This is a genomic window from Arthrobacter sp. NPDC097144 (assembly GCF_044762205.1).
GTDB lineage: Bacteria > Actinomycetota > Actinomycetes > Actinomycetales > Micrococcaceae > Arthrobacter_B.
Genome location: NZ_JBIWDW010000003.1, coordinates 464,280 through 484,951, shown reverse-complemented (window position 1 = coordinate 484,951; position 20,672 = coordinate 464,280). Strand labels below are relative to the sequence as shown.

Annotated in this window: 21 protein-coding genes; 11 read left to right on the top strand and 10 right to left on the bottom strand. The window is 65.5% G+C overall.

The features are described from left to right. Positions 1 to 43: 43 nt before the first annotated feature. The 4 genes from ACIQXM_RS09400 to ACIQXM_RS09385 form a co-directional block, all read right to left on the bottom strand. Positions 44 to 1,000: a RimK family alpha-L-glutamate ligase gene (locus tag ACIQXM_RS09400; protein ID WP_400930734.1), complete on the bottom strand. Its 957-nt coding sequence runs from the start codon at positions 998 to 1,000 to the stop codon at positions 44 to 46. Positions 1,001 to 1,101: 101 nt separating this feature from the next. Beyond that, on the bottom strand, positions 1,102 to 2,691 hold the full coding sequence (locus tag ACIQXM_RS09395; RefSeq protein WP_400930732.1) for an AbgT family transporter: 1,590 nt from the start codon (positions 2,689 to 2,691) through the stop codon (positions 1,102 to 1,104). A gap of 17 nt (positions 2,692 to 2,708) precedes the next feature. Next, positions 2,709 to 4,079 carry a M20 family metallopeptidase gene (locus tag ACIQXM_RS09390; protein WP_400930730.1) on the bottom strand — a complete coding sequence of 457 codons (1,371 nt, stop codon included), beginning with the start codon at positions 4,077 to 4,079 and terminating at the stop codon, positions 2,709 to 2,711. Positions 4,080 to 4,144: 65 nt separating this feature from the next. After that, entirely contained in the window at positions 4,145 to 4,906 is a 762-nt protein-coding gene (locus tag ACIQXM_RS09385) for an SDR family NAD(P)-dependent oxidoreductase (RefSeq protein ID WP_400930728.1), read from the bottom strand. A 138-nt stretch (positions 4,907 to 5,044) separates the two neighbouring features. On the opposite strand from ACIQXM_RS09385, the gene ACIQXM_RS09380 reads away from it, so the two are divergent. From ACIQXM_RS09380 to ACIQXM_RS09360, 5 genes are all read left to right on the top strand, one after another. Further along, complete coding sequence (locus ACIQXM_RS09380; protein WP_400930726.1) at positions 5,045 to 5,734, top strand: phosphoribosyltransferase; 690 nt, start codon at positions 5,045 to 5,047, stop codon at positions 5,732 to 5,734. Between the two features lie 29 nt (positions 5,735 to 5,763). Continuing rightward, entirely contained in the window at positions 5,764 to 6,642 is an 879-nt protein-coding gene (locus tag ACIQXM_RS09375; RefSeq protein WP_400930724.1) for an SGNH/GDSL hydrolase family protein, read from the top strand. A 9-nt stretch (positions 6,643 to 6,651) separates the two neighbouring features. Then, positions 6,652 to 7,164 carry a DinB family protein gene (locus tag ACIQXM_RS09370; RefSeq protein ID WP_400930722.1) on the top strand — a complete coding sequence of 171 codons (513 nt, stop codon included), beginning with the start codon at positions 6,652 to 6,654 and terminating at the stop codon, positions 7,162 to 7,164. A gap of 165 nt (positions 7,165 to 7,329) precedes the next feature. Further along, a complete protein-coding gene (locus tag ACIQXM_RS09365) occupies positions 7,330 to 7,917 on the top strand; it encodes an HdeD family acid-resistance protein (protein ID WP_400930720.1) in 588 nt (195 codons plus the stop codon). Between the two features lie 150 nt (positions 7,918 to 8,067). Continuing rightward, positions 8,068 to 9,348, top strand: a complete 1,281-nt coding sequence (locus ACIQXM_RS09360) for an ammonium transporter (protein WP_400930718.1) — start codon at positions 8,068 to 8,070, stop codon at positions 9,346 to 9,348. Positions 9,349 to 9,368: 20 nt separating this feature from the next. Here the strand turns inward: ACIQXM_RS09360 and ACIQXM_RS09355 are convergent, their stop codons facing one another. Beyond that, positions 9,369 to 11,195, bottom strand: a complete 1,827-nt coding sequence (locus ACIQXM_RS09355; protein ID WP_400930716.1) for a thiamine pyrophosphate-requiring protein — start codon at positions 11,193 to 11,195, stop codon at positions 9,369 to 9,371. Between the two features lie 168 nt (positions 11,196 to 11,363). Between ACIQXM_RS09355 and ACIQXM_RS09350 the strand changes: the two genes are divergently transcribed. The 4 genes from ACIQXM_RS09350 (at position 11,364) to ACIQXM_RS09335 (ending at position 15,004) form a co-directional block, all read left to right on the top strand. Continuing rightward, positions 11,364 to 11,900 (top strand): dihydrofolate reductase family protein, encoded by a 537-nt coding sequence (locus tag ACIQXM_RS09350; protein WP_400930714.1) that lies wholly within the window; start codon positions 11,364 to 11,366, stop codon positions 11,898 to 11,900. Positions 11,901 to 12,038: 138 nt separating this feature from the next. Further along, positions 12,039 to 12,854, top strand: a complete 816-nt coding sequence (locus tag ACIQXM_RS09345) for an alpha/beta fold hydrolase (protein WP_400930712.1) — start codon at positions 12,039 to 12,041, stop codon at positions 12,852 to 12,854. Between the two features lie 8 nt (positions 12,855 to 12,862). Beyond that, positions 12,863 to 14,446 (top strand): ATP-binding protein, encoded by a 1,584-nt coding sequence (locus ACIQXM_RS09340; protein ID WP_400930709.1) that lies wholly within the window; start codon positions 12,863 to 12,865, stop codon positions 14,444 to 14,446. Between the two features lie 87 nt (positions 14,447 to 14,533). Continuing rightward, positions 14,534 to 15,004 carry a GtrA family protein gene (locus ACIQXM_RS09335; RefSeq protein ID WP_400930707.1) on the top strand — a complete coding sequence of 157 codons (471 nt, stop codon included), beginning with the start codon at positions 14,534 to 14,536 and terminating at the stop codon, positions 15,002 to 15,004. 122 nt (positions 15,005 to 15,126) lie between these two features. Here the strand turns inward: ACIQXM_RS09335 and ACIQXM_RS09330 are convergent, their stop codons facing one another. From ACIQXM_RS09330 to ACIQXM_RS09315, 4 genes are all read right to left on the bottom strand, one after another. Further along, the gene (locus tag ACIQXM_RS09330) at positions 15,127 to 16,509 is read right to left on the bottom strand and encodes an NAD-dependent succinate-semialdehyde dehydrogenase (RefSeq protein ID WP_400930705.1); all 1,383 of its coding nucleotides are present in this window, start codon (positions 16,507 to 16,509) and stop codon (positions 15,127 to 15,129) included. A 53-nt stretch (positions 16,510 to 16,562) separates the two neighbouring features. After that, positions 16,563 to 17,369 (bottom strand): trimeric intracellular cation channel family protein, encoded by an 807-nt coding sequence (locus tag ACIQXM_RS09325; protein ID WP_400930703.1) that lies wholly within the window; start codon positions 17,367 to 17,369, stop codon positions 16,563 to 16,565. Positions 17,370 to 17,464: 95 nt separating this feature from the next. After that, positions 17,465 to 17,905, bottom strand: a complete 441-nt coding sequence (locus ACIQXM_RS09320) for an SRPBCC family protein (protein WP_400930701.1) — start codon at positions 17,903 to 17,905, stop codon at positions 17,465 to 17,467. A gap of 45 nt (positions 17,906 to 17,950) precedes the next feature. After that, positions 17,951 to 18,652 (bottom strand): NUDIX hydrolase, encoded by a 702-nt coding sequence (locus ACIQXM_RS09315; RefSeq protein WP_400930699.1) that lies wholly within the window; start codon positions 18,650 to 18,652, stop codon positions 17,951 to 17,953. Between the two features lie 145 nt (positions 18,653 to 18,797). Between ACIQXM_RS09315 and ACIQXM_RS09310 the strand changes: the two genes are divergently transcribed. Together ACIQXM_RS09310 and ACIQXM_RS09305 are read left to right on the top strand one after the other, a co-directional pair. Continuing rightward, positions 18,798 to 19,427: a GyrI-like domain-containing protein gene (locus ACIQXM_RS09310; RefSeq protein WP_400930697.1), complete on the top strand. Its 630-nt coding sequence runs from the start codon at positions 18,798 to 18,800 to the stop codon at positions 19,425 to 19,427. 80 nt (positions 19,428 to 19,507) lie between these two features. After that, positions 19,508 to 20,113 (top strand): YitT family protein, encoded by a 606-nt coding sequence (locus tag ACIQXM_RS09305; protein WP_400930695.1) that lies wholly within the window; start codon positions 19,508 to 19,510, stop codon positions 20,111 to 20,113. Here ACIQXM_RS09305 and ACIQXM_RS09300 read toward each other — a convergent pair. Next, positions 20,110 to 20,658 (bottom strand): dihydrofolate reductase family protein, encoded by a 549-nt coding sequence (locus ACIQXM_RS09300; protein ID WP_400930693.1) that lies wholly within the window; start codon positions 20,656 to 20,658, stop codon positions 20,110 to 20,112. The two genes, ACIQXM_RS09305 and ACIQXM_RS09300, sit on opposite strands and share 4 nt — an antisense overlap. Between the last annotated feature and the right edge of the window lie 14 nt (positions 20,659 to 20,672).

Below are 20,672 nucleotides of genomic sequence, written 5' to 3'. Positions count from 1 at the left end.
TGGCCCGCCGCGACCGCCGTCGCCGCCCCGGCGCTCCCTGTCCTCAGAGCTGCTTGAGGTAGCGGGCCAGTGCGCGGGGAGCTGAACGCGGAGCTGCTGCTTCGACTGCCGCGTTGTAATTGGTGTTGGTGTTCACGTCGTACGTGAGGATGCGCCCGTCAGCTGTTTCCATGAACTCAATCCCGCAGACCTCCAGTCCGGTGCGCCGGGCGAACTCCAGGTATTTGCCGATGATCGGGTGGTCGAAGTCCTCGCGCAGGCTGAACAGCTGCGTATCTTCGTCGGGGGCAATAGTTGCGCCCGGAGGCATGATCGGCTTGCCGGTGGAAGGATCAATGGCGCAGGCATCCGCCGGGCAGAGCTGGAATCCGCCGCGGGCAGTGTCCGCTTTGATCGCGTAGATAAACTCTCCCCCCACAATCTCCACTCGGGTGATGAAGGGCTCGGCGGAAACGATGAACTCCTGGATTAGGGTGATGCCGTCGGCGGGTTCCTCAAAGTCAGGACCGGCCACATACTCGGCGAGCTCTCCGTGGGACTCAAACTTGCGCACGCCCAGGCCCTTGCCGCCCTGGTTGTGCTTGGTGATGAAGGGGGTCGGGAATTCTTTCGCCGCGGTCAGGATCGCGTCCCGCCCAATGGCGGCAACGGTGCGCGGTGTATCGATGCCGGCGGCCCGCAGAGCGGTGAGCTGGTCCACCTTGCTCATTTCCAGTTCCAGGATCCGCCGCCCGTTGACGGTCCGCCGGCCGTGGGCTTCAAGCCAGGACAGTACCGCCCGGGCGTAGTCCTTGGACAGTCCGTGCTCCCGCGTGTGGGACGAGGCACTGATGCGGGACCAGAAAATGCCTTCCGGGGGCACCGAATCCAGGTCCAGGACGCCGTCGGTCAGCAGCCATTCCTCCACTTCCACGCCTTCGGCTTCAAAAGCCCGGGCAAAAGGCGGAAACCACTCGGGGTTCTCATGCAGGGCGTAGATCTTGGGGCTGGTGGAGCTCATCGCTTTCCTCTGTTCCTCTTGTGGGGTTCCTCTTGCGGGGTTCCTCTTGCGGGGCCGGACACTGTTCCTTGGCAGCATCAGCACTTGATGTGATGCAGCGCCTAGCCGTCGATGTATATTCCGTTGCCGGGCCCCATGGGCAGGCCGAAAACGTAGAACACGGTCAGCACTGCCACCCACGCCAGCCAGAAGAGCACCGTGAAGGGGAGCATCCGTGCAATGACCGTGCCGAGCCCGGCCTGAGGCTCATATTTGCGGAGCATCGTCAGCAGCACAATCATGTACGGGTTCAGCGGGGTCAGGATCTGGGTCGCCGAGTCACCCACCCGGAAGGCACCCTGGATGAATGCCGGTTCAAAGCCAAGGAGTGCAAACATCGGCACAAACACCGAGGCCATCAGCGTCCACATGGCCGAACCCGAAATGATGAACAGGTTCAGCAGCGAGGCCAGCAGGATAAAGCCGATAATTGCGGGGTATCCGGTGAGCCCAATGGATTCCAGGCCGGAAGCGCCGGCGACGGCCAGCCAGTTGCCGATGCCGGACCAGTTGAACAGGGCGATGAACTGCCCCAGGATGAACGCCAGCACCAGAAACCCGCTCATGTCCTTGAGCGAGGCTCCCATCACCCGGGGAACGTCTTTGCCGCCGGCGATGGTGCCGGTGAGCTTGCCGTACACCAGGCCGGGCACGGTGAACATAATGAAGACAATGAAGACGATCGAGCTCAGCAGCGGCGACTTGGGCAGGTAACCGCCGTCCTCGTTGCGCCAGGGCGAATCCGGCAGCAGCGCGCCCACCAGGATGACGGCGGCGACGGCCGCGCCTGCAGCCACTGCCCACAGCACGCCCCGGCGTTCCACCGGAGTCAGGACGGAGGACAGCGCCTCCGGAGCAGCCTGGGCTTCCTCGTCCTCCTCTCCGGCCGTTTCCTCGGCGGGGACGCCCTGCCGGCAGAGGCGCGGTTCCAGGATCTTGTCGATAATGAATCCGGCCAGGACAACCAGCACGAGCGAGGACGCAATATTGAAGAAGTAGTTGGACAGCGGGTTCACCGGGGAACCCGGGTTGGGCAGTGACTGGGTGACCGCCGTCGTAATGCCGGAAAAGAGGGCGTCCAGGCTGGTGACCAGCAGGGACGTGGAGTATCCGGCGCCGGCGGCCGCGAAGCCGCCCAGCAGCCCGGCCACCGGATGGCGTCCCGCCGCCTTGAAAACCAGGGCAGCCAGGGGCGGAATCACTACAAACGCGGCGTCGGACATGATGGACCCGGTGACGCCTACAAGGCCGACGGCGTACGGCAGTGCCCAGCGCGGCGCGGACCCGAAGACCTTGCGGATCAGGGCCGAAAGCAACCCGGATTTCTCTGCAACTCCCACGGCCAGCAGGATCGGCAGCACCGTGGCCAGCGGCGGGAAGCCCAGATAGTTTGCGCCCAGGGTGGTGGTGAACCAGCTCAGCCCCTCGGCGGTGAAGAAACCTTTGATCACGGTTTCCTCTGCTGCTCCGGGCACGGTGACCGCAACGTTGGCCCAGGCCATGGCGGTGGAAACCACCGCCACAACGAGGAAGAGGATCAAAAAGAGCATAAACGGGTCCGGCAGTTTGTTGCCGACACGTTCCACGCCGCCCAGGAGACGGTCGGAAAGGCTGCGGCGGGTACTGACGGGGGCAGCTGGAGTTGTGGTCATGCCGGTCTTATGTCCTGTCAGTCGAAGTAACGGGCAACATCAACGGGGCCGCCGGCAGCAGCGAACTCCCGTGCCACTGCGGCGCGCAGATCCGGGTCGCAAAGGTAGTCCAGGGCGGTCAGCGCCAAACCTGCGGCACCGTCCAGCGCACCCGATTCCGCGGCGGCCGATCCGGCGGCGTCCGCGAAGGCCCGGGTGTGCAGAGCCACGTCCGCCGGCGCAATGCCGATCAGCGGATGGATGCCGGGGATCCGGTAGCTGACATTGCCGAAGTCCGTGGAGGCGGCAATGGTTTCCGATACGACGCCGGCCGGCAGCGGGCTGCGCCCGCGCCGCTGCTGGGCACTGACCCACCGTCCGGTCAGCGTGGAGTTGGTGCGCACCGGCAGCGACGGCGGATGCTCATCCCAGTCGATGGACACTCCGGTGCCGGTCATGAGGGCGGCGCCGCGGGCAACATCCTCCAGCCGGGCGCTCAGGTCCTTCAATGTGTCCGGATACTTTGAACGTGCGTAGAGCTTCAGCACAGCCTTTTCCGGAATCACGCTGGGGCGCTGGCCGCCCTCGGTGATGATGGCGTGGACGCGGTCCACCGGCGGCAGCTGCTGGCGCAGCAGGCCGATGGCGGTGTACGCCAGCGACGCGGCATCCAGTGCGTTCCTGCCCATGAACGGCTGTGCGGAAGCATGGGCAGCGACGCCGGAGAAGGTGACGGTCAGCAGCCGGCGTCCCAGCCACACCTGCTCAGCCAGATCCATCGCGTAGGGATGGACCATGATGGCGGCATCCACGCCGTCAAAGGCCCCGTTGCGGGCCATGACTTCCTTGCCGGAGTGTCCCTCCTCTGCCGGCGTGCCCAGGAAGACGACCCGGCCGGGGAAGGCTTCCGGGTTCTCGGCGACCGTCTGGGCCAGCGCAATGAACGCTCCGACTCCCGTGGCCGCAATGACGTTGTGCCCGCAGGCATGGCCTACCTCGGGCAGGGCGTCGTATTCACTGAGGATGGCGATGGACGGAGCATTGCCGGCGGCGTCGCCAGTGCCGCCGGTTTCCGCAGACCTGTCTTCCGCTCCAATTTCCGCCCGGATGGCCGTGGGCACTCCGTGCGCTCCCAGCTCCGCCTTGATGCCGTGGCGGCGCAGCAGATCCACGAGGAACGCCGCGCTCCGGTGCTCCTCATAAGCTGTCTCCGGGTCCCCGTGCAGGGTGTGGACAACGTCGTTGAGATCGGCGGCAAGTGCATCCACCCGCGCTTCCACCTGGCCGGCAAGCTCTGCAGGCGCCCCGGCGAAATCAGAGACGGGACTCTGTGCGGTTTCCATCCGGCGCCCGGTTTCGGCGTCGAGCTGGTTCAGGTAAGCGGAGCTGGGTGCTGTGATGCGCGTCATGGGGCACCACCCTAAGCGGCCGGCACTGGTGGTGCCAGTTTGATGACGCGGTGTTCCGCGGCGGCCTACCGGCCGCGGCCGGCAATGCGGGCCACAAGGGGCTGCGGCGCCCGCGCACCGATCCAGGCCAAAGCTTTGTACCGCTTGCTGGGAATGGAAACGCCCTTGCCGGCGAAAGCATCCGCCAGTCCTTCACGGACCACGCGCTCGGCATCCAGCCACATCCAGCCGGGGTACACCGTCTTATCCATGTCCATGCGCTGGTGGAATTCCGTGTGGACAAACCCGGGGCACAGGGCCGTGACATGCACGCCCCGGCCGCTGTAATGAATGTTCGCCCAGCGGCTGAAGGTAATCACCCAGGACTTGGCTGCGCTGTACGTGCCGCGCGGGATGAATCCGGCCACTGAAGCAACATTGATGATGTGTCCGCCGGACTGCTCCATCCGGGAGAGCATGGTGTTCAATGCGGTATGGCTCAGTTGCAGCGGGGCGGCTACCAGGACGTTGAGGTGGTCCATTTCCGCCGAAAGGTCATTGCGTTCAAAGTTGTTCTTCAGCCCGTAACCGGCGTTGTTGACCAGCATGGTGATGTCCGGTTTTTCCAGTCTCCGGCTCACCCGCTCCACGCCCTCCGGGTCGGCCAAATCCGCCGCAATGTATTCCGTGTGCACCGCGTATTCACCGGCGAGCAGTTCGGCCGATTCCTTCAGCCGCTCCTCGTTGCGGGCCGTCAGGACCAGGTTGTAACCGCGGTTCGCGAGCTGGCGGGCAAATTCGGCGCCGATGCCCGATGTTGCGCCGGTGATCAAAGCTGTGGGAGTCATGGGTCCACCTTTCCACGCCTACCCTGCTATGGCACTGCGGCGTTTGGCAATGTGAAACACGGATCAGGCCCGGCACCTTGCCACCGCTCCCGGTCACACCTACCGTGACAAGAAACCGGCCCCCGCCAAGGAGGAGCCATGGCACCATCCCGGGCCTACCGGGACAGGCTGGACGCCGGGCACAAGCTCGGCATGCAGCTCAGCCCCTATTTTGGTGCGCCGAACCTGTTGGTGGTGGGACTTCCCCGCGGCGGAGTTCCGGTGGCCGCCGCTGTGGCGGAGGTGCTGCGGGCACCGCTGGACGTGGTGGCCGTGCGGAAAGTGGGCTTTCCCCTGCAGCCGGAACTGGCTGCCGGTGCGCTGGCGTGGCTCGCGGGCACCGTTACCACGGTGCGCAATGACGCCGTCCTGGCGGAGTGGCAGCGGTCCCTTGACGCCTCCGGCCATGACAATCCGGGAGCGGCGGATGCCACGTTCCGCACCGCCGCATCCATCCAGCAGCTCGAACTGATCCGCCGGGACAAGCTGTACCGGATGGGGCGCGAACCCCTGAATGTTGCCGGCCGGTCAGTGGTGGTGGTGGATGACGGGCTGGCCACCGGCGCCACCATGCGAGCCGCGCTGCTGGGACTCCGGGAACAGAACCCGGCCTGGCTGGTGGCCGCGGCTCCCGTCAGCTGCGGCCCGGGTGCGGAAACAGCGGCTGGCCTGGCCGACGACGTCGTGATCCCCTGGCAGGGCATCGGCCTCAGCGCCGTGGGGCAGGCCTATGAAAACTTTGATCAGACCACTGATGCCGAAATCCGGCAGCTCCTGAATATTCCGTGACTCCGCCCCTCCCACCGAAGGCAGGACCAATGAGTACAGCAGCACAAGAGCCCAACGCTGCAGCCGGAACCTCCGGTGCACCCGGCACATCCGGCTGGAGCGGAGCCAGGTACGTTGCCCTGGGCAGCTCCTACGCTTCCGCCCCCGGCCTGGGCCGCCCGGTTCCGGGAAGCCCTGCTGAGGCCGGCCGGACAGACGCCAACTATGCGCACCTGCTGGCCGGACAACTGCAGATGTCCCTCACTGACGCCACCAGTTCCGGGGCCACCACGGCGGACCTGCTGTGGCGCTCACAGTACGGGCAGCCGCCGCAGTCGGATTCCCTTGATGCGGACACTGATCTGGTGACCGTCACCATCGGCGGCAATGACATCGGCTACGCAGCCTCGCTGATGGCGGCCGGTTTGCCCCCGCTGGCACGGCTCAAGCACCTGCCCTCCCTGGAAATGCTCAAAGGGCTCACTCCGGCCGTCCAAAACCGGCGGCTGGCACTGCTCCCCGCCGCCATGGCGTCCGTCGGCCAGCTCATCAGGCGGCGTTCCCCGCGCGCCGTCGTCCTGTTCGTGGAGTACCTGACCGTGCTGCCTCCGGACCCCCGCGTCCGCGTGGCCGGCATGAAGCCCGCCTCCGCAGCCGCGGGCCGGGAATTGGCCGTGCACCTGGCGCTCGCCACCGAAGCCGGAGCCACCGCCACGGGGTGTTCGGTGGTGCGCGTGGCGAAGGCCAGCCTGGACCACTACGCCGGGTCGGAGGAGCCCTGGACCGTGGGCGGCTTCGTCCCCGTTGAAGGCGGCCCGCTGCCCTTCCATCCCAACCAGGCCGGGCACGAAGCCGTTGCGCAGATGATCCGCGATCACCTCTCCCGGCTCGCCGGAACGCATTCCGGACAGCCGGTGAGGATGGATTAGATTGGGCCGATGACCGATGACACCGCGATGGATTCCCGCACAGAGCCGCCCGAGGCCGCCGGTGAAGCTGAGACGCTGACCGCCTTCCTGGACTACTTCCGCGCCACGGTGGTGATGAAGGCTTCCGGGCTCAGCGATGCCGACGCCGCCAAGCGGTTGCTTCCCTCACTCACCACCGTCTCGGGGCTGATCCGGCATCTGACCGATGTGGAACGGCATTGGTTCCGGAATCAACTGGACGGCCAGCAGGACGTGCAGACCCGCTGGACAGCCGAAGATCCCGACGCCGAGTTCCGCGTGGCTGACGGAGAGAGCCTGGCGGAGATTGTGGCGGATTACGAGGCTGCCTGCCGGGAATCCCGGGAGGTGCTGGAACGGTACGGCTTGGACGACCGCTGCCGCGGAGGCGGCGGCACGCAGAACGTACGCTGGGTCCTGGTGCACATGATCGAGGAGACCGGCAGGCACTGCGGGCACCTGGACATCCTGCGCGAGCTGCTGGACGGGACCACAGGAGACTGAGCAGGATCCGCTGGCCGCATTTCGCCACCGGACCCGGACACCGCCGTCTGCCTGTTTCGGGGCCGCCGAGGCGAGCCTGCCCTAGAGATCGAAGCATCCTCGGCCGGATAATTTTTCCCAGCTGCGGTTCTGCTGATCCGACTCTGTGGGAGGTTCCAAATGTCCATGTCAGGAAGCACTTTTGGGTTTGGCGGGTTGCACTTGGACGTCAGCGAACTCACCCACAAGGTGGTCCGGGGCATCCGCGGGGGGATGATTCTCACCGGCGTCCTCTCGGTGGTCCTGGGTGCGCTTGTCCTGTTTTGGCCCGGAGCCACCCTGGACGTGATTGCCGTCCTGTTTGGCCTCTATTTCATTGTGTCCGGCGCGGTGCGCGTTGTGACCGGACTCGTTACTCCGCTGCTCGGCGGCCTGCGGGTGCTCAATATCCTCATCGGCCTGCTGCTCTTCATCGCGGGGGTGGCGGCCATCCGCAATCCGCTCGCTTCCCTGACCGTTCTGGCCCTCTTCATCGGAATCGCCTGGATTGTGGAGGGCATCATGTCCCTGACCGAGGTGGAGAGCGGCGGATCACGCTGGTATGCCATCGCCTACGGAATTATCAGCATCATTGCCGGCGTGGTGGTGTTGTTCCTGCCGGTTAGTTCCCTTGCCGCGCTTGTTGTTTTTGGCGGCATCGCCCTGGTAGTGCTGGGCATTGTGGAAGTGGTGCGGGCCTTTTCCTTCGGCCGCGGCCTGCCGCGTGCCTATTAGGGAACTTCCAGCAAGCTTCCAGCAGCTGTTAACACAGGCATAACCTGCCGGGAAACCTGGATGTAATACGGGGTGCCCACTCTGGGAAGGGTACGGTTTCCAACCGCCGCTTCCGGCCCGTTGGCCGGCCACCCCGAATGGAGCATCTCCATGGACTCTGGAAACACCGCCTGGCTGCTGACCAGTGCTGCACTGGTCTGTCTCATGATCCCCGGCATCGCCTTCTTCTATGGAGGAATGGTGGGCTCGCGCCGCATCCTGAACATGATGCTGATGTGCTTCGGCAGCGCAAGCCTCGTTGCAGTGCTGTGGGTGCTTTACGGGTACTCCGCAGCCTTCGGCAACTCTCTGTCCGGAGCAGGGCTGCTGGGCAATCCCCTTGAATTCGCCGGACTATCCCAACTGCTGGCCGAGGACCCGGAAACCTCGATCCCGCTGGCACTGTTTGCCGCCTTCCAACTAATGTTCGCCTGCGTCACCACGGCGCTGGTGGCAGGCGCCGCCGCCGGACGGATGAAGTTCGGCGCCTGGATGCTCTTCGCCGGGCTCTGGGCCACGCTGGTCTACTTTCCGGTTGCCCACTGGGTGTTCGCCTTCAGCAGCGAGGACGGCTCCGTGACCGGCGGCTGGATTGCGAACCGGCTGGGGGCAATCGACTTTGCCGGCGGCACGGCTGTGCATATGAACGCCGGGGTGGCCGCCCTTGCGCTTGCCCTGGTCCTCGGGCGCAGCAAAGGCTGGCCGCATGCCTCAGGCAAACCGCACAGCCGTCCGCTGGTGCTGCTCGGCGCCGGACTGCTCTGGGTTGGCTGGTACGGATTCAATGCCGGTTCCGCCCTGAGCGCCGGCAACTCCGCCGCCGTCGTTTTCCTGAACACCGCGGTGGCTGCCGCAGCCGGCCTGCTGGGCTGGATGCTCATGGACCGGCTGCGGCTGGGAACCTCGTCTTCCCTGGGCGCGGCCTCCGGGCTGGTCTCCGCCCTGGTGGCCATCACTCCGGCGTGCGGCGCCGTCAGCCCGCTGGGCGCGCTGGCCATCGGGCTGCTCGCCGGGCTTGTCTGCTCGCTGGCCATTGAGTGGAAGTACCGGCTGGGCTATGACGACTCGCTGGACGTGGTGGGCGTTCACGCCGTCGGCGGGCTTTTGGGCACCCTGCTGATCGGCCTGTTTGCCACCGACGCTGCGCCCAACGGTGTCAGCGGACTGTTGTACGGCGGCGGCTTTGAGCTGCTGGGCATCCAGGCGCTGGCCTCGGTGGCTGTTCTCGTCTACTCCTTCGTGGTCACGTGGATCATTGCCAAGCTGCTGGCAGTCACCATTGGGCTGCGCATTCCGGAAGAGAGTGAACTGCAGGGCATCGATCTGGCCGCCCATGCTGAGTCCGCCTACCTGACCGACGAGGAGGCCGTGGAGCTGGGCGCCCGGCCGTAGCGTCCGCGCCTCCGCCGGGATCAGTCCGCCAGGGACTCTTCCTGGCGGAGGTACACGGAAAGGAGGTCCCGGGCGTGCTGCGTTTGCGGGCCTTCCTTTTCCAGTGCTTCCATCATTGACGCCCCCTGCGTCTTTCCGCCCGGGAAGGGCGGCAGCAGCGGCACATCAGGGTCGGAGACAACCTCGATAATGCAGGGCATGCTGGCGGCGAGCGCGGAGTCCCAGGCCTCCCCGAGCAACTCCGGGTCCTCCACCCTGATGCCCTTGAATCCCAGCAGTTCCGCATATCCGGCGTAGTTGAAGTCCGGAAGTGCCTGGCTGTCCGCAAAGCGGGGCTCCGTTTCCATCTCCCGCTGCTCCCAGGTCACCTCCGCCAGTTCACGGTTATTGAGCACGCACACGATGAAGCGCGGGTCCTTCCAGTTCTTCCAGAGCCTGCTGACCGTGACGAGTTCGGTGAGCCCTGCCATCTGCATGGCTCCGTCGCCGGAGAGAGCAATGAGCGGCCGGTCCGGATGCGCCAGCTTGGCTGCAATGCCGTAGGGAACCGCGCAGCCCATGCTCGCCAGCGTGCTGGACAGGTGCGCGGGAACGCCCGCCGGCAGCCTCAGCTGGCGCGCGTACCAGTAGACGCTGCTGCCTACGTCCACGGCCACCTGCGCGTCCGCGGGCATCCGCTGGCTCAGCTCGTAAAACGCGCGTTCCGGGTTCACCGGATGAGCAGGCGTAAAGGCCCGTTCGCGGGACAGGCCGTGCCAGGAACGGACGGCGTGTTCGACGTCGCTGCGCCAGTCCGATTCGCTGCGCTCCTTCAGCAGCGGCAGCAGCGCGTCCAAGCTGGCGGCCGCCTCACCGGTAACGGCCACCTCCACCGGGTAGCGGTTTCCGATGGCCGCCGAATCGATGTCAATCTGCACGGCCCTCGCTGCCCCGGGCGGCGGATAGAACTCGGTCCAGGGGTCATTGGAGCCGATGATCAGCAGCGTGTCCGCGTTGGCCAGCGCAAATCCTGCGGCCGAGGTGCCCAGATGGCCCATGACTCCTGCGGCCAGGGGCAGGGATTCATCCACGTACGGCTTGCCGAGCAGGCTGGTGGTGATTGCAGCCCCCAGCTTCTCAGCCAGGGCCGCCACCTGTTCCCGGGCTCCCTTTGCTCCCTGGCCTACGAGCAGTGCCACCTTCTGCCCGCTGTTGAGCACGTCCGCAGCGGCCTGGACATCCTCCTGGCGGGGCAGGATGCAGGCCGGCCGCCATACCGGGGCCGTGGCAAGCACGCCGTGTTCCTGGCCCAGCTCCGGCGCAGGTTCCTGCTGCACGTCATGCGGCAGAATCACCACGGACGGGGTGCCGGTGGCGAGCGCCTCTTTAAAGGCCCGGTCAATGACCAGCGGCGCCTGCTCGGGACTGGAAACCTGCTGGCGGAAGCCGGACGCAACGTCCCGGAACAGGTGCATCAGATCCACTTCCTGCATGTAGGCGGATCCAAGGACGCTCAGGCTTTGCTGCCCAATGATCGCCACCACGGGCACGGAATCCATGCGCGCGTCGTACAGTCCGTTGAGAAGGTGGATGGCGCCGGGGCCCTGGGTGGACATCACCACACCCACTTCGCCGGTGTACTTCGCGTGTCCCACGGCCATGAAGGCGGCGTTTTCCTCATGCCGTGCCTGGACAAACTCCGGTCCGCCGGCCCGGCGGAGCGCACCCATCACCGGGTTGATGCCGTCTCCGCTGTATCCGAAGATCCGGCCAACACCCCACACCTGCAGACGCTGCACCACCAGGTCCGCCACCAGCGGGGACTCGCCCTCCGGTTGGTTGCCGTTCACTTCAATTCCGTCGGCCATTGCATGCCTCCCGTTAATGATCAGTGTGCTTGGTATCCCCCACTCTTCCATCTCCCGGGCGTCAATTGCACGTTTGGGCCGGCCGGGGTTCAGCGACTTGGGACTTCCCGGAGGCCTGTGGTTCAGGTGCTGGTGTGCAGAGGCGGGACGGTCGTTATGCTCTGGAACATGGGTAAGGTCATCTACTACGTCGCATCGTCCCTGGATGGCTTCATCGCCGCCGAAGACTCCAGCCTGGACTGGCTGCTGGCCTTCGGCTTCGAGCCGTTCCAACGCCACTATGACCAGTTCCTGGCCACCGTGGGGTCGCTGGTCATGGGATCGGCCACGTATGACTATGTACGGACCCAGGATCCGGATTCCTGGCCCTACGGCGCCCTGCCCTGCCAGGTCCTGACCAGCAGAAAACTCGAGGCTCCGCCGGACAGCGGTGTGCAGTTCGCTTCGGGCGACATCCGCCGCATCTGTGAAGACGCAGCAGCCGCCGCCGGAGACCGGAATGTCTGGGTGGTGGGCGGCGGCCTCGTGGCAGCCCAGTTTGCGGAGGCCGGACTGCTGGACGAGCTGCGGGTCACCTATATGCCGGTGGCACTGGGGGCCGGCCGCCGGCTGCTGCCCGTTGCCGCGCCGCTGGGTCCCATGCGCCTGGCCGGAACGACGTCATTCAACGGCGGCGCCGCCGAGCTCCGGTTTTCCGCCTCCTGAGACCCCTGCCCGTGCCCAAGGGCTCCGGGCACCCGCCGCACGGATCACTGTAGAGTGTGACCGTGCACGCGGGGCGCAGATCCTGGCCCTTTTGCCTGCATGCCTTCCACCAGTCTCAGGAAAGTTCAAGGTCATCACATGGGGAAAGATATCCGCGCCCGCAACAACGTCCGCGTCCTGGGGAACCCGGAGGGACCGGTCATCATGTTTGCGCACGGCTTTGGTTGTGACCAGGGAATGTGGCAGCGGGTCCTGCCCCGGTTTACCCCTGATTACCGCGTAGTCCTGTTCGACCATGTGGGCGCCGGCAATTCGGACCCCGAGGCCTACCAGTCAGCCAAGTACTCCTCCCTCGAGGGTTACACAGCCGATGTGCAGGAGATCATGGCCGAACTGGATCTCCACGACGTCACATTCGTGGGACACAGCGTGGGCGGCATGATGGGTGTTGCCGCCGCAGCCGCGGACCCGGCCCGGTTCCGCAACCTGGTGTTCCTGGCTTCCTCCCCCAGTTATATGGACTACCCGGAAGACGGTTACGTGGGCGGAACGTCCCAGGAGGACATCCGCGAGCTGCTGATCTCACTGGACAGCAACTACATGGTTTGGGCCGCAGCCATGGCGCCGGTGATCATGGGCAATCCCGGGTCCCCGCAGCTGCACACTGAACTTGAAGGCAGCTTCTGCCGCATCAACCCCACGGTGGCCCGCGAATTCGCCAAGGTAGCGTTCCTTTCCGATGTCCGGCATCTGCTCAAGGACGTCAGCGTTCCCACACTCGTCATGCAGTGCACCGATGATTTGCTGGCTCCCGTGCACGTGGGCGAATACACCAGGGACCACATGCCCCAGGCCGCGCTGTCCGTTCTGAAAGCCACCGGACACCTGCCCCATGTGAGCGCCCCGGAGGAAACAGCAGACACGATCCTCGGGTACCTTAGCCGCGCCGCTTAACCCAGCGGATGGATGACACTCCCGCCGCCGGCCTGCCGATGGACTATGAGGCACTTTTCCAGGATGCACCGGCCGGGTATTTGGTGACAGATGAACACGGCACCATCCGTGAAGCGAACCGCACCGTGCTGGGCTGGCTGGGCTTAACCCGCGCGGAGGTTCTGGGCGCCAGCTTCTTCAAGCTGCTGCCCATCGGTGACCGGATCCTGTATGCAACGCATGCCCTGCCGCAGATGGGAGTTGCCGGCGCTTTGGCGGAACTGGCAGTGGATCTGATAGCCGGGGACGGTTCCAGGGTTCCGGCCCTGATTTCCGCCCGGCGTTTTCCCGCCGCTGAACCGGGACAACCGGCCCTGGACCGGATCATCGTCTTCAACGCCTATGAGCGCCGTCTCTACGAGCAGGAGCTGGTCAACACGCTGCGCAAAACCGAGGAGGCTGAGGCCGCACGGGCCAGCGCAGAAGCATCGGTGGCCGCCCAGCAGGAGGTGCTGCGGCAAAAAGACCTGGTCCTGCAGGAAAGCCTGGCGGAGAGCCGGCGCAAGGAAGCCCTGCTGGAGACCATCCTGAACACCGTGGAAGTGGGTGTTGTGGTGGTGGACGAAACAGGAAAAGTCATTCTCACCAACAGCCGGCAGGACCATAACCGCCGGCGAGCCACGCCTCCGGGGATACTGACGCCCAAAGAATCCGAGCTGTTGATGTTCGGTCCTGACCGCGTAACGCCCCTTCCCCCCGACCTGCGCCCCGTCCGGCGGGCGGTCCTGGGCGAATCCTTCTCCGACCAGCTGGTCTGGCTGGGAACGGGCGAACAGCAGCAGAGCCTGAGTGTCTCAGCCCGTTCCGTCCGGAACCAGGGAGCCTTCAGGGGGTCAGTCATCGCCTTCAGCGACGTCACCGGTCTTGTGGATGCGGTACGGGCCAAGGAGGACTTTGTGGCGAATGTTTCCCATGAGCTGCGCACGCCTCTGACGTCGATTATGGGTTACCTGGATTTGGTGTTGGAGGACACCGATGAGCTGCCTGCCCACATCGGTGCCTCCCTTCAGGTGGCGATGCGCAACTCGGAAAAGCTGCTGGCACTCGTCTCGGACCTGCTGACTGCGGCCACCGGGGACAGCGGCGTGGCCCTGGTCCCGGCGGATCTCACCGAACTCATCCAGGCTGCCGTCACTTCAGCGGTTCCCCGGGCGGAAATCAACGGCGTACAGATTGTCGCTGACCTCCCCGCCTCATTGGCGGACGTTGTGGACCCCCGGCGTATCGGCCAGGTCCTGGACAACCTGCTCTCCAACGCCGTGAAGTACTCACCCGACGGAGGCCGGGTCACGGTCCGCGCCCGCCGCACCGCAGCCACCACGGTCATTGAGGTGGCCGACCCGGGCATTGGGATGACCGAAGCGGAGCAGGCCGAGGTGTTCACCAAGTTTTTCCGGTCGGACACGGCGCGCAGGGCTGCCATTCCCGGGGTCGGCCTGGGCCTGGCCATCAGCCGTAAAATCATCGAAGAACACGGCGGAACGATCACCCTCCGCAGCGAAGCCGGCAAGGGAACTGTTTTTACCGTCACACTGCCCCGTGGCGCGCCCTGAGCCGATTTTGTGCCCCGACCCGGGTTGTGAAAATATCACTTCTGAACCCGGCACCCTACCGGGCAGATTCAGCAGGGGAACACCTCAATGGCCAACAATGGCACCTCTTCCGTCCGCAAGGTAATTAGGCGGCTGGGATCCTTCTCCCTCGTCGGCGCGGTGGCATTCGTCGTGGACATCACGATCTTCAACGTGCTGGCTTCCACCGTCCTCGACACACACCCGATCACGGCCAAAGTCATCTCGGTAGCCTGCGCGACAACCGTTTCCTGGCTCGGCAGCCGCTACCTGACATTCCGCGCCTCCAGGGGCCGGAGCGTGCGCAGTGAAACCCTGCTTTTTGCCCTGACCAACCTGATCGGCCTGCTCCTGGCCACCGGCTGCCTTTACGTGTCCCACTACCTGCTCGGCTTCACCAGCCAGTTTGCGGACAACATTTCCGGCAACGTGGTGGGCGTGGCTGCCGGCAACGTTTTCCGCTACTTCGCCTACCGGTACGTCGTTTTCACCACGGCCGAGGAACGCGCGGCGCGGACCGCACTGAAGCAGAACGTGTAAGCGGCGCCTTCCAGCGCCCTTTCCCGCGCCTCCCCCAACCAGCCAGCCAACGACGACGGCGGCGCACCTCCGCTGGGAGGTGCGCCGCCGTCGTCGTCAATACTGCTGAAGTACGGGCGGAGTTACTTGCCGGAGCGCGGGGTGCGGATGAGCTTCTTGTTCACGAATTCATCCATGCCGAAGCGGCCAAGTTCACGGCCCACGCCGGAGCGCTTGACCCCGCCGAAGGGCAGGTCCTCCTGGGTGCCGGAGACTCCGTTGATCCAGACCATGCCCGATTCCAGGCGGTCAGCGACGTCCAGCGCCTTGTCTTTGTCAGCGCTGAAGACTGCTCCGCCAAGTCCGTACGGCGAGCTGTTCGCCAGGTCCACGGCTTCATCCGTGCTGGAGACCTTGTAGATGACGGCAACCGGACCGAAGAGTTCCTCGGAGAAGGCACGCATTTCCTCGGTGACCCCAGTGAGGACGGTGGGCTGAAGGTAAGCCCCCGGGCCGTCGATCAGGGCGCCGCCGGTGTTGAGCGTTGCCCCCTTGTCCACAGCATCCCGGATCTGCTCGACCAGGCCGTCGGCGGCAGTCTGCGAGGAGAGCGGACCGAAGCGCGTCGCCTCGTCCATGGGGTCGCCGGGCTGGATCTTTTCCATTGCGGCCGTGAATTTCTCCACGAAGTCCTCGTAGATCCCATCCATGACAATGAAGCGCTTGGCCGCGTTGCAGGCCTGGCCCGCGTTGCCCATCCGGCCGGCGACGGCAGACTTTACCGTCGCGTCCAGATCCTGGGCGTCGAGCACGATGAACGGGTCACTGCCGCCCAGTTCCAGCACGTACTTCTTCAGGTTCCGGCCCGCAACCTCGGCAACGGCGGATCCGGCCCGCTCACTGCCGGTGAGGGACACACCCTGGATCCGGGAGTCGGCGATGATGTCCGCTGCTTGGTCATTGGTGGCGAACAGGTTGATGTACGCGCCGTCCGGCAGCCCTGCGTCAGAGAAAATCTGCTCCATCGCCAGGGCGGACTGCGGGCAGTTGTTCGCGTGCTTGAGCAGGACGGTGTTGCCCAGCATCAGGTTGGGGCCGGCAAAGCGGGCCACCTGGTAGTACGGGAAGTTCCACGGCATGATGCCCAGGATCGCGCCGATCGGCTCGGTGCGGACGGTGGCACCGCCGCCGCCCTTCACCTTGAGTTCCTCGTCAGCCATGAAGCCGGGGCCCTCGGTGGCGTAATACTCGTAAATGTTTGCGGACAGGGCAACTTCGCCCTTCGCCTCACGCAGGGGTTTGCCCATTTCGGTGCTGATCAGGGCTGCCAGCTCATCGCTTCGTTCGCGGTACAGCTCGGCCACGCGGGCCAGAATCTTGCTCCGGGCTTCAACCGGCTGGGCCCGCCATGAGGCGAAGGCCGTGTGGGCGGTGCTGATTGCTTCGGTGATCTCGGCGTCGGTAGCTTCGGCGAATTCCTGAAGTGTCACCCCGGTTGCGGGGTTCACAGTCTTGTAAGCGGTCATTGGACTCACGTTACTCACGCCCGCCACAGAGGTCACAGCGGTTCGCTCCCGGCTCAATGTCCTGTTCGAGCGGCATCGCCGTTGGGCTCCGGCGGCTTCCGCCGTCGGGCGCGCGCCAGGGGAAGGCGTCCGAAGCGGGGGCGGGGCCAGCCCTGTTCCCTTCTGCGGCTGCTGCCGGAGCCGTGGCCGCCGTCATCGCCGGCTCCCCTGCGCGTCCGGCGCGGCAGCCGCACGCTCAGCTCACCGGGTCCGGGCAGGCGCCAGCCGCGGCGGCGGGCCACCGTGCAGAGCACTGCAGCGGAGACAATGGCCACCCCCATGCCCACGTTCTGCAGTCCAAGGTTGTACAGAATCACCATTTCCACGGCCGCCACCAGGGCGCCGGTGGCGTAGAGCGTGTTGCCGCCGAAGATGGCAGGCACCCGACCCACCACAATGTCGCGGATCATGCCGCCGCCCACCGCGGTGGCCACGCCGATGAGGATGGCCGGCAGCCACTCCAGGTCCACGGCGAGGGCCTTGGCCGTTCCCGTGGCGGCCCAGCAGCCCAGGGCGAAGGCATCGATCACAATCAGGAACCGGTTGGCCCACTTGCCCTTCAACTCGATCAGATAGGCAATGAAGGCTCCGGCGATGGCGGTGAGCAAATAGGCCGGGTCAGCCAGGGCCACCGGCGTTCCTGCCTGCAGGAGGGTATCGCGCAGCACACCGCCACCCAGGGCCGAGGTGAGAGCCAGCACCACAAAGCCCACCGGGTCCATGCGCAGCTGCCGTGCCACCGCCCCGCCAAGTACGCCGTTGGCCAGTACTCCGGCCAGGTCCACAAACCGGAAGACGGCCTCCGGATCAAAGATATCCACGCCGCTCCCGATGTGTTGTTGCTGCCGTGTTTTCCGGCGTCCATTCTAGCTCGGCGCAGCGCCTCTTCCGCGGCGGTGACGTGAGGAGGGACAGGCTACTTCGTTGAGAAGTGGTCTGCCAGCTTCTCCAGGGTCTGCTCCAGGCTGGCCGGGTGCCGGCGCGTCACGCCCGTCACCCGATACATGACGCGGTGCCGGAGGTGCCTGGCATCCCACTGCTCAGTCACCAGGGTGCCGCCGTCCTGTGCCTGAAGAAGGTAGCGCCAGACATGTCCGCCGGCATGGCGCCACGCGATCCGGCGCCCCTCATCGAATTCCGTAACCGTGTTGAGGATCTTGTAGGGGACCCCCATCTTCATGTCCATTCCAAACTTCGCGCCGGGCGCCAGCCGGGCAGGACCGTTGGGCTGGGCATCCCGGACCGTTCCGGACCCGTCAATGACGCTGTGCATGGCAGGCCGGGCCAGCAGGTCGAATACGGATTCCGGCGAAGCGGCAACAAGGCGCTCGCGGCTGATCAGGTAGGGGCTGTTCATCCGGTCAGTCTAACTGCACGTGTTTTCGGCGGTGGGCTCCGGACGCTAGCAGGTCCGCTCGTAGCTCCATCGGTTTTCATCCATGATGAGCCGGTGTCGGCTGGAGGGATCCCGGGGGGTTGTCCCCTCGTCGAACGTTGCTGCCGGATCCGCGCTGTCCGGATACTCGGCGTCGCCGTGCCACACCATGGCCGGCGGCACGTGCCCGGGCAGCTGCCTCGTGGCGTAGGTTTCCGGTGCGGCAGCGGAGGCGCGAGCGAGCGCCTGTTCAACGGTGCCTGCTCCCAGCAGTCCGTGCAGAGTCACCCAGGTGGGCGGAAAGAGACTCATCGTTCCTGCCTGGTGCCGTTCCAAAGCTTCATCCGGGGCCAGCCAGACGGAGTCGACGTGTTCGTCGGGACTGAGCAGGATGTCGCCGTCCGGCGCCGGAGCCAGGAAGAACCAGGTCCGGTAGCGGCGGGGTGCTTCAGGCGGCGGAACCCAGCAGGACAACCGCCGGAGTTCGGCCACTTTCAGCTGCAACCCGGTTTCCTCCGCCGTCTCGCGCACCCCGGCCTGCCGCGCGGCGGCGAGCTCGACGTCGTCGTCCGCCGACTGGCCGTAGTCACCCGGGTCCACCACTCCCCCGGGAAAGACCCACGCCCCGGCGAAGGACCCCCGGTTGCGGGGCCGCTCCAGCAGCAGAACCTGCAGTCCCTCGGGGGCGTCGCGAAGCAACACCACGGTGGCGGCTGTGCCGTGAAACATGGTCGGGTTCCGTTCGTCGGGGACTTGATGACAGCTGCAGGGAAATGGTTGGTTCCCTGCATGGATGCTAGCCGTTTCTGCGCCGGCGGTAGCCCGGGGCGGCTGCCGGACCTACTCTGATTACAGGCGGAAAGGCTGACACGGGATGGAAAAGTTTGACTTCAAGAAGGCCTACCCCGAGCTGTATGCGCCAAAACGAGGCGACTTTTCGCTGGTGGAAGTTCCGGCCCTGCAGTATCTCGCCTACGACGGCCACGGGGACCCGAACACGTCGGCCGAGTATGCGGGCGCCCTGGGATGCCTGTATCCCACGGCGTATGCGGTGAAGTTTGCATCGAAACAGAATCTGGAACGGGACTTCACGGTGGCTCCGCTGGAGGGCCAGTGGCGTGCCGCTGACATGGAAGCATTCACCCGCGGCGACAAGAATTCCTGGGACTGGACCATGCTGGTTGCCCAGCCGCCCTGGATTACCCAGGACCTGGTCCTCGCCGCCGTCGACGCCGTCCGCAAAAAGAAGAACCCGCCGGGCCTGGATAAGGTCTGCCTGCGCACTCTGGCCGAAGGCACCTCGGTGCAGATTTTGTACTTTGGCTCCTACGACGCCGAGGGCCCGGTTCTGCAGCGCCTGCACCGCCAGTGGATGCCTGCGCACGGGCTCACGTTCAATGGTGACCACCACGAGATCTACTTGAGCGATCCCCGGCGGACTGCTCCGGAGAAGCTCAGGACAGTGCTCCGGCAGCCGGTCCGCCCGCTCGGCCCCTCCGACTGAGCGCGGGATGAGCCGCTGACACCTTGCGGCGAGGCACAATCCAGCTTGAAGTACAGCGGCGAAGCGGCTTGTCTTAGGCCATGACTTGGATCAACCTTCGCCGCGCCGTCCAGCTGCTGTTCGGGCTCTTTTGCTACGGCTTCGCCATCGGCCTGATGATCCAGGCACATCTGGGCGTGTCTCCTTGGGATGTCCTGGGGCAGGGCGCTGCCGGGCAGACGGGGATATCATTCGGCGTGGCCAGCATCCTGATCGGAGCACTGGTGCTGCTGCTGTGGATTCCGCTCCGGCAAAAACCGGGGATCGGCACTGTCCTCAATGTCCTGCTGGTGGGCCCCAGCGCCGAAGTCTGCCTGGCCCTGGTGCCGGAACCGGGGCAGCTTTGGGGACAGGTGCTGGTTTTCACCGGTGGCCTGGTGCTGCTGGCTGCCGCCACCGGCCTCTACATTGGCGCCCGGATGGGCCCGGGTCCGCGTGACGGGCTGATGACAGGCATGCACGGCCGGTTTGGCTGGCCCGTCTGGGCGGTGCGCACGGGCATTGAAGTGACAGTCCTTGCCCTCGGCTGGGCGCTCGGCGGCACCGTGGGGCTCGGGACGGTGGCCTTCGCCCTGCTCGTGGGTCCGCTGGTCAACCGCGCGCTTCCGCTCTTTTACATTCCGCAAATTCCGCCGGCCAGAGGTTAAGCCCGCGGCGCGTAGGTCAGGATGGCGTTGCCCGAGGCCGTGATCTGCGAGTCCAGCAGCTTCAGCCGGGTCCGCGGGTCGCCCGGCTGAAACAGGCGCTGCCCGTTCCCGGCCACCACCGGATGCACCATCAGGGTGAGGGAATCCAGCAACCCGGCAAAAAGAAGCTGCCGGACCAGGGAAATACTGCCGTTCACGGCGATGTCTCCGCCGTCGCGCTCTTTGAGCCGGCGGACAGAGTCCTCCAATTCTCCGTCCATGAGCCGTGAATTGTTCCAGCTGAGGTCCTCATCGGAGAGGGTCCGGGACGCCACAATCTTCTCGACCGGGTTGATGAATTCACCGAATCCGTCCTCCGTATTGCCCGGCCAGTAATCTGCCCACTGCTGGTAGGTGACCCGGCCGAGCAGCACAGTGTCCTGCGTGGCCAGAACTGCTTCCATCAGCGGTCCCATGTCCTCGTCAAAGTGGTCGAATTGCCACTCCCCCGGGTTCTCCACTACGCCGTCAATCGAGCTGAACAATGCTGCCGTTACCTTGCGCACCGCGGGTCTCCTTC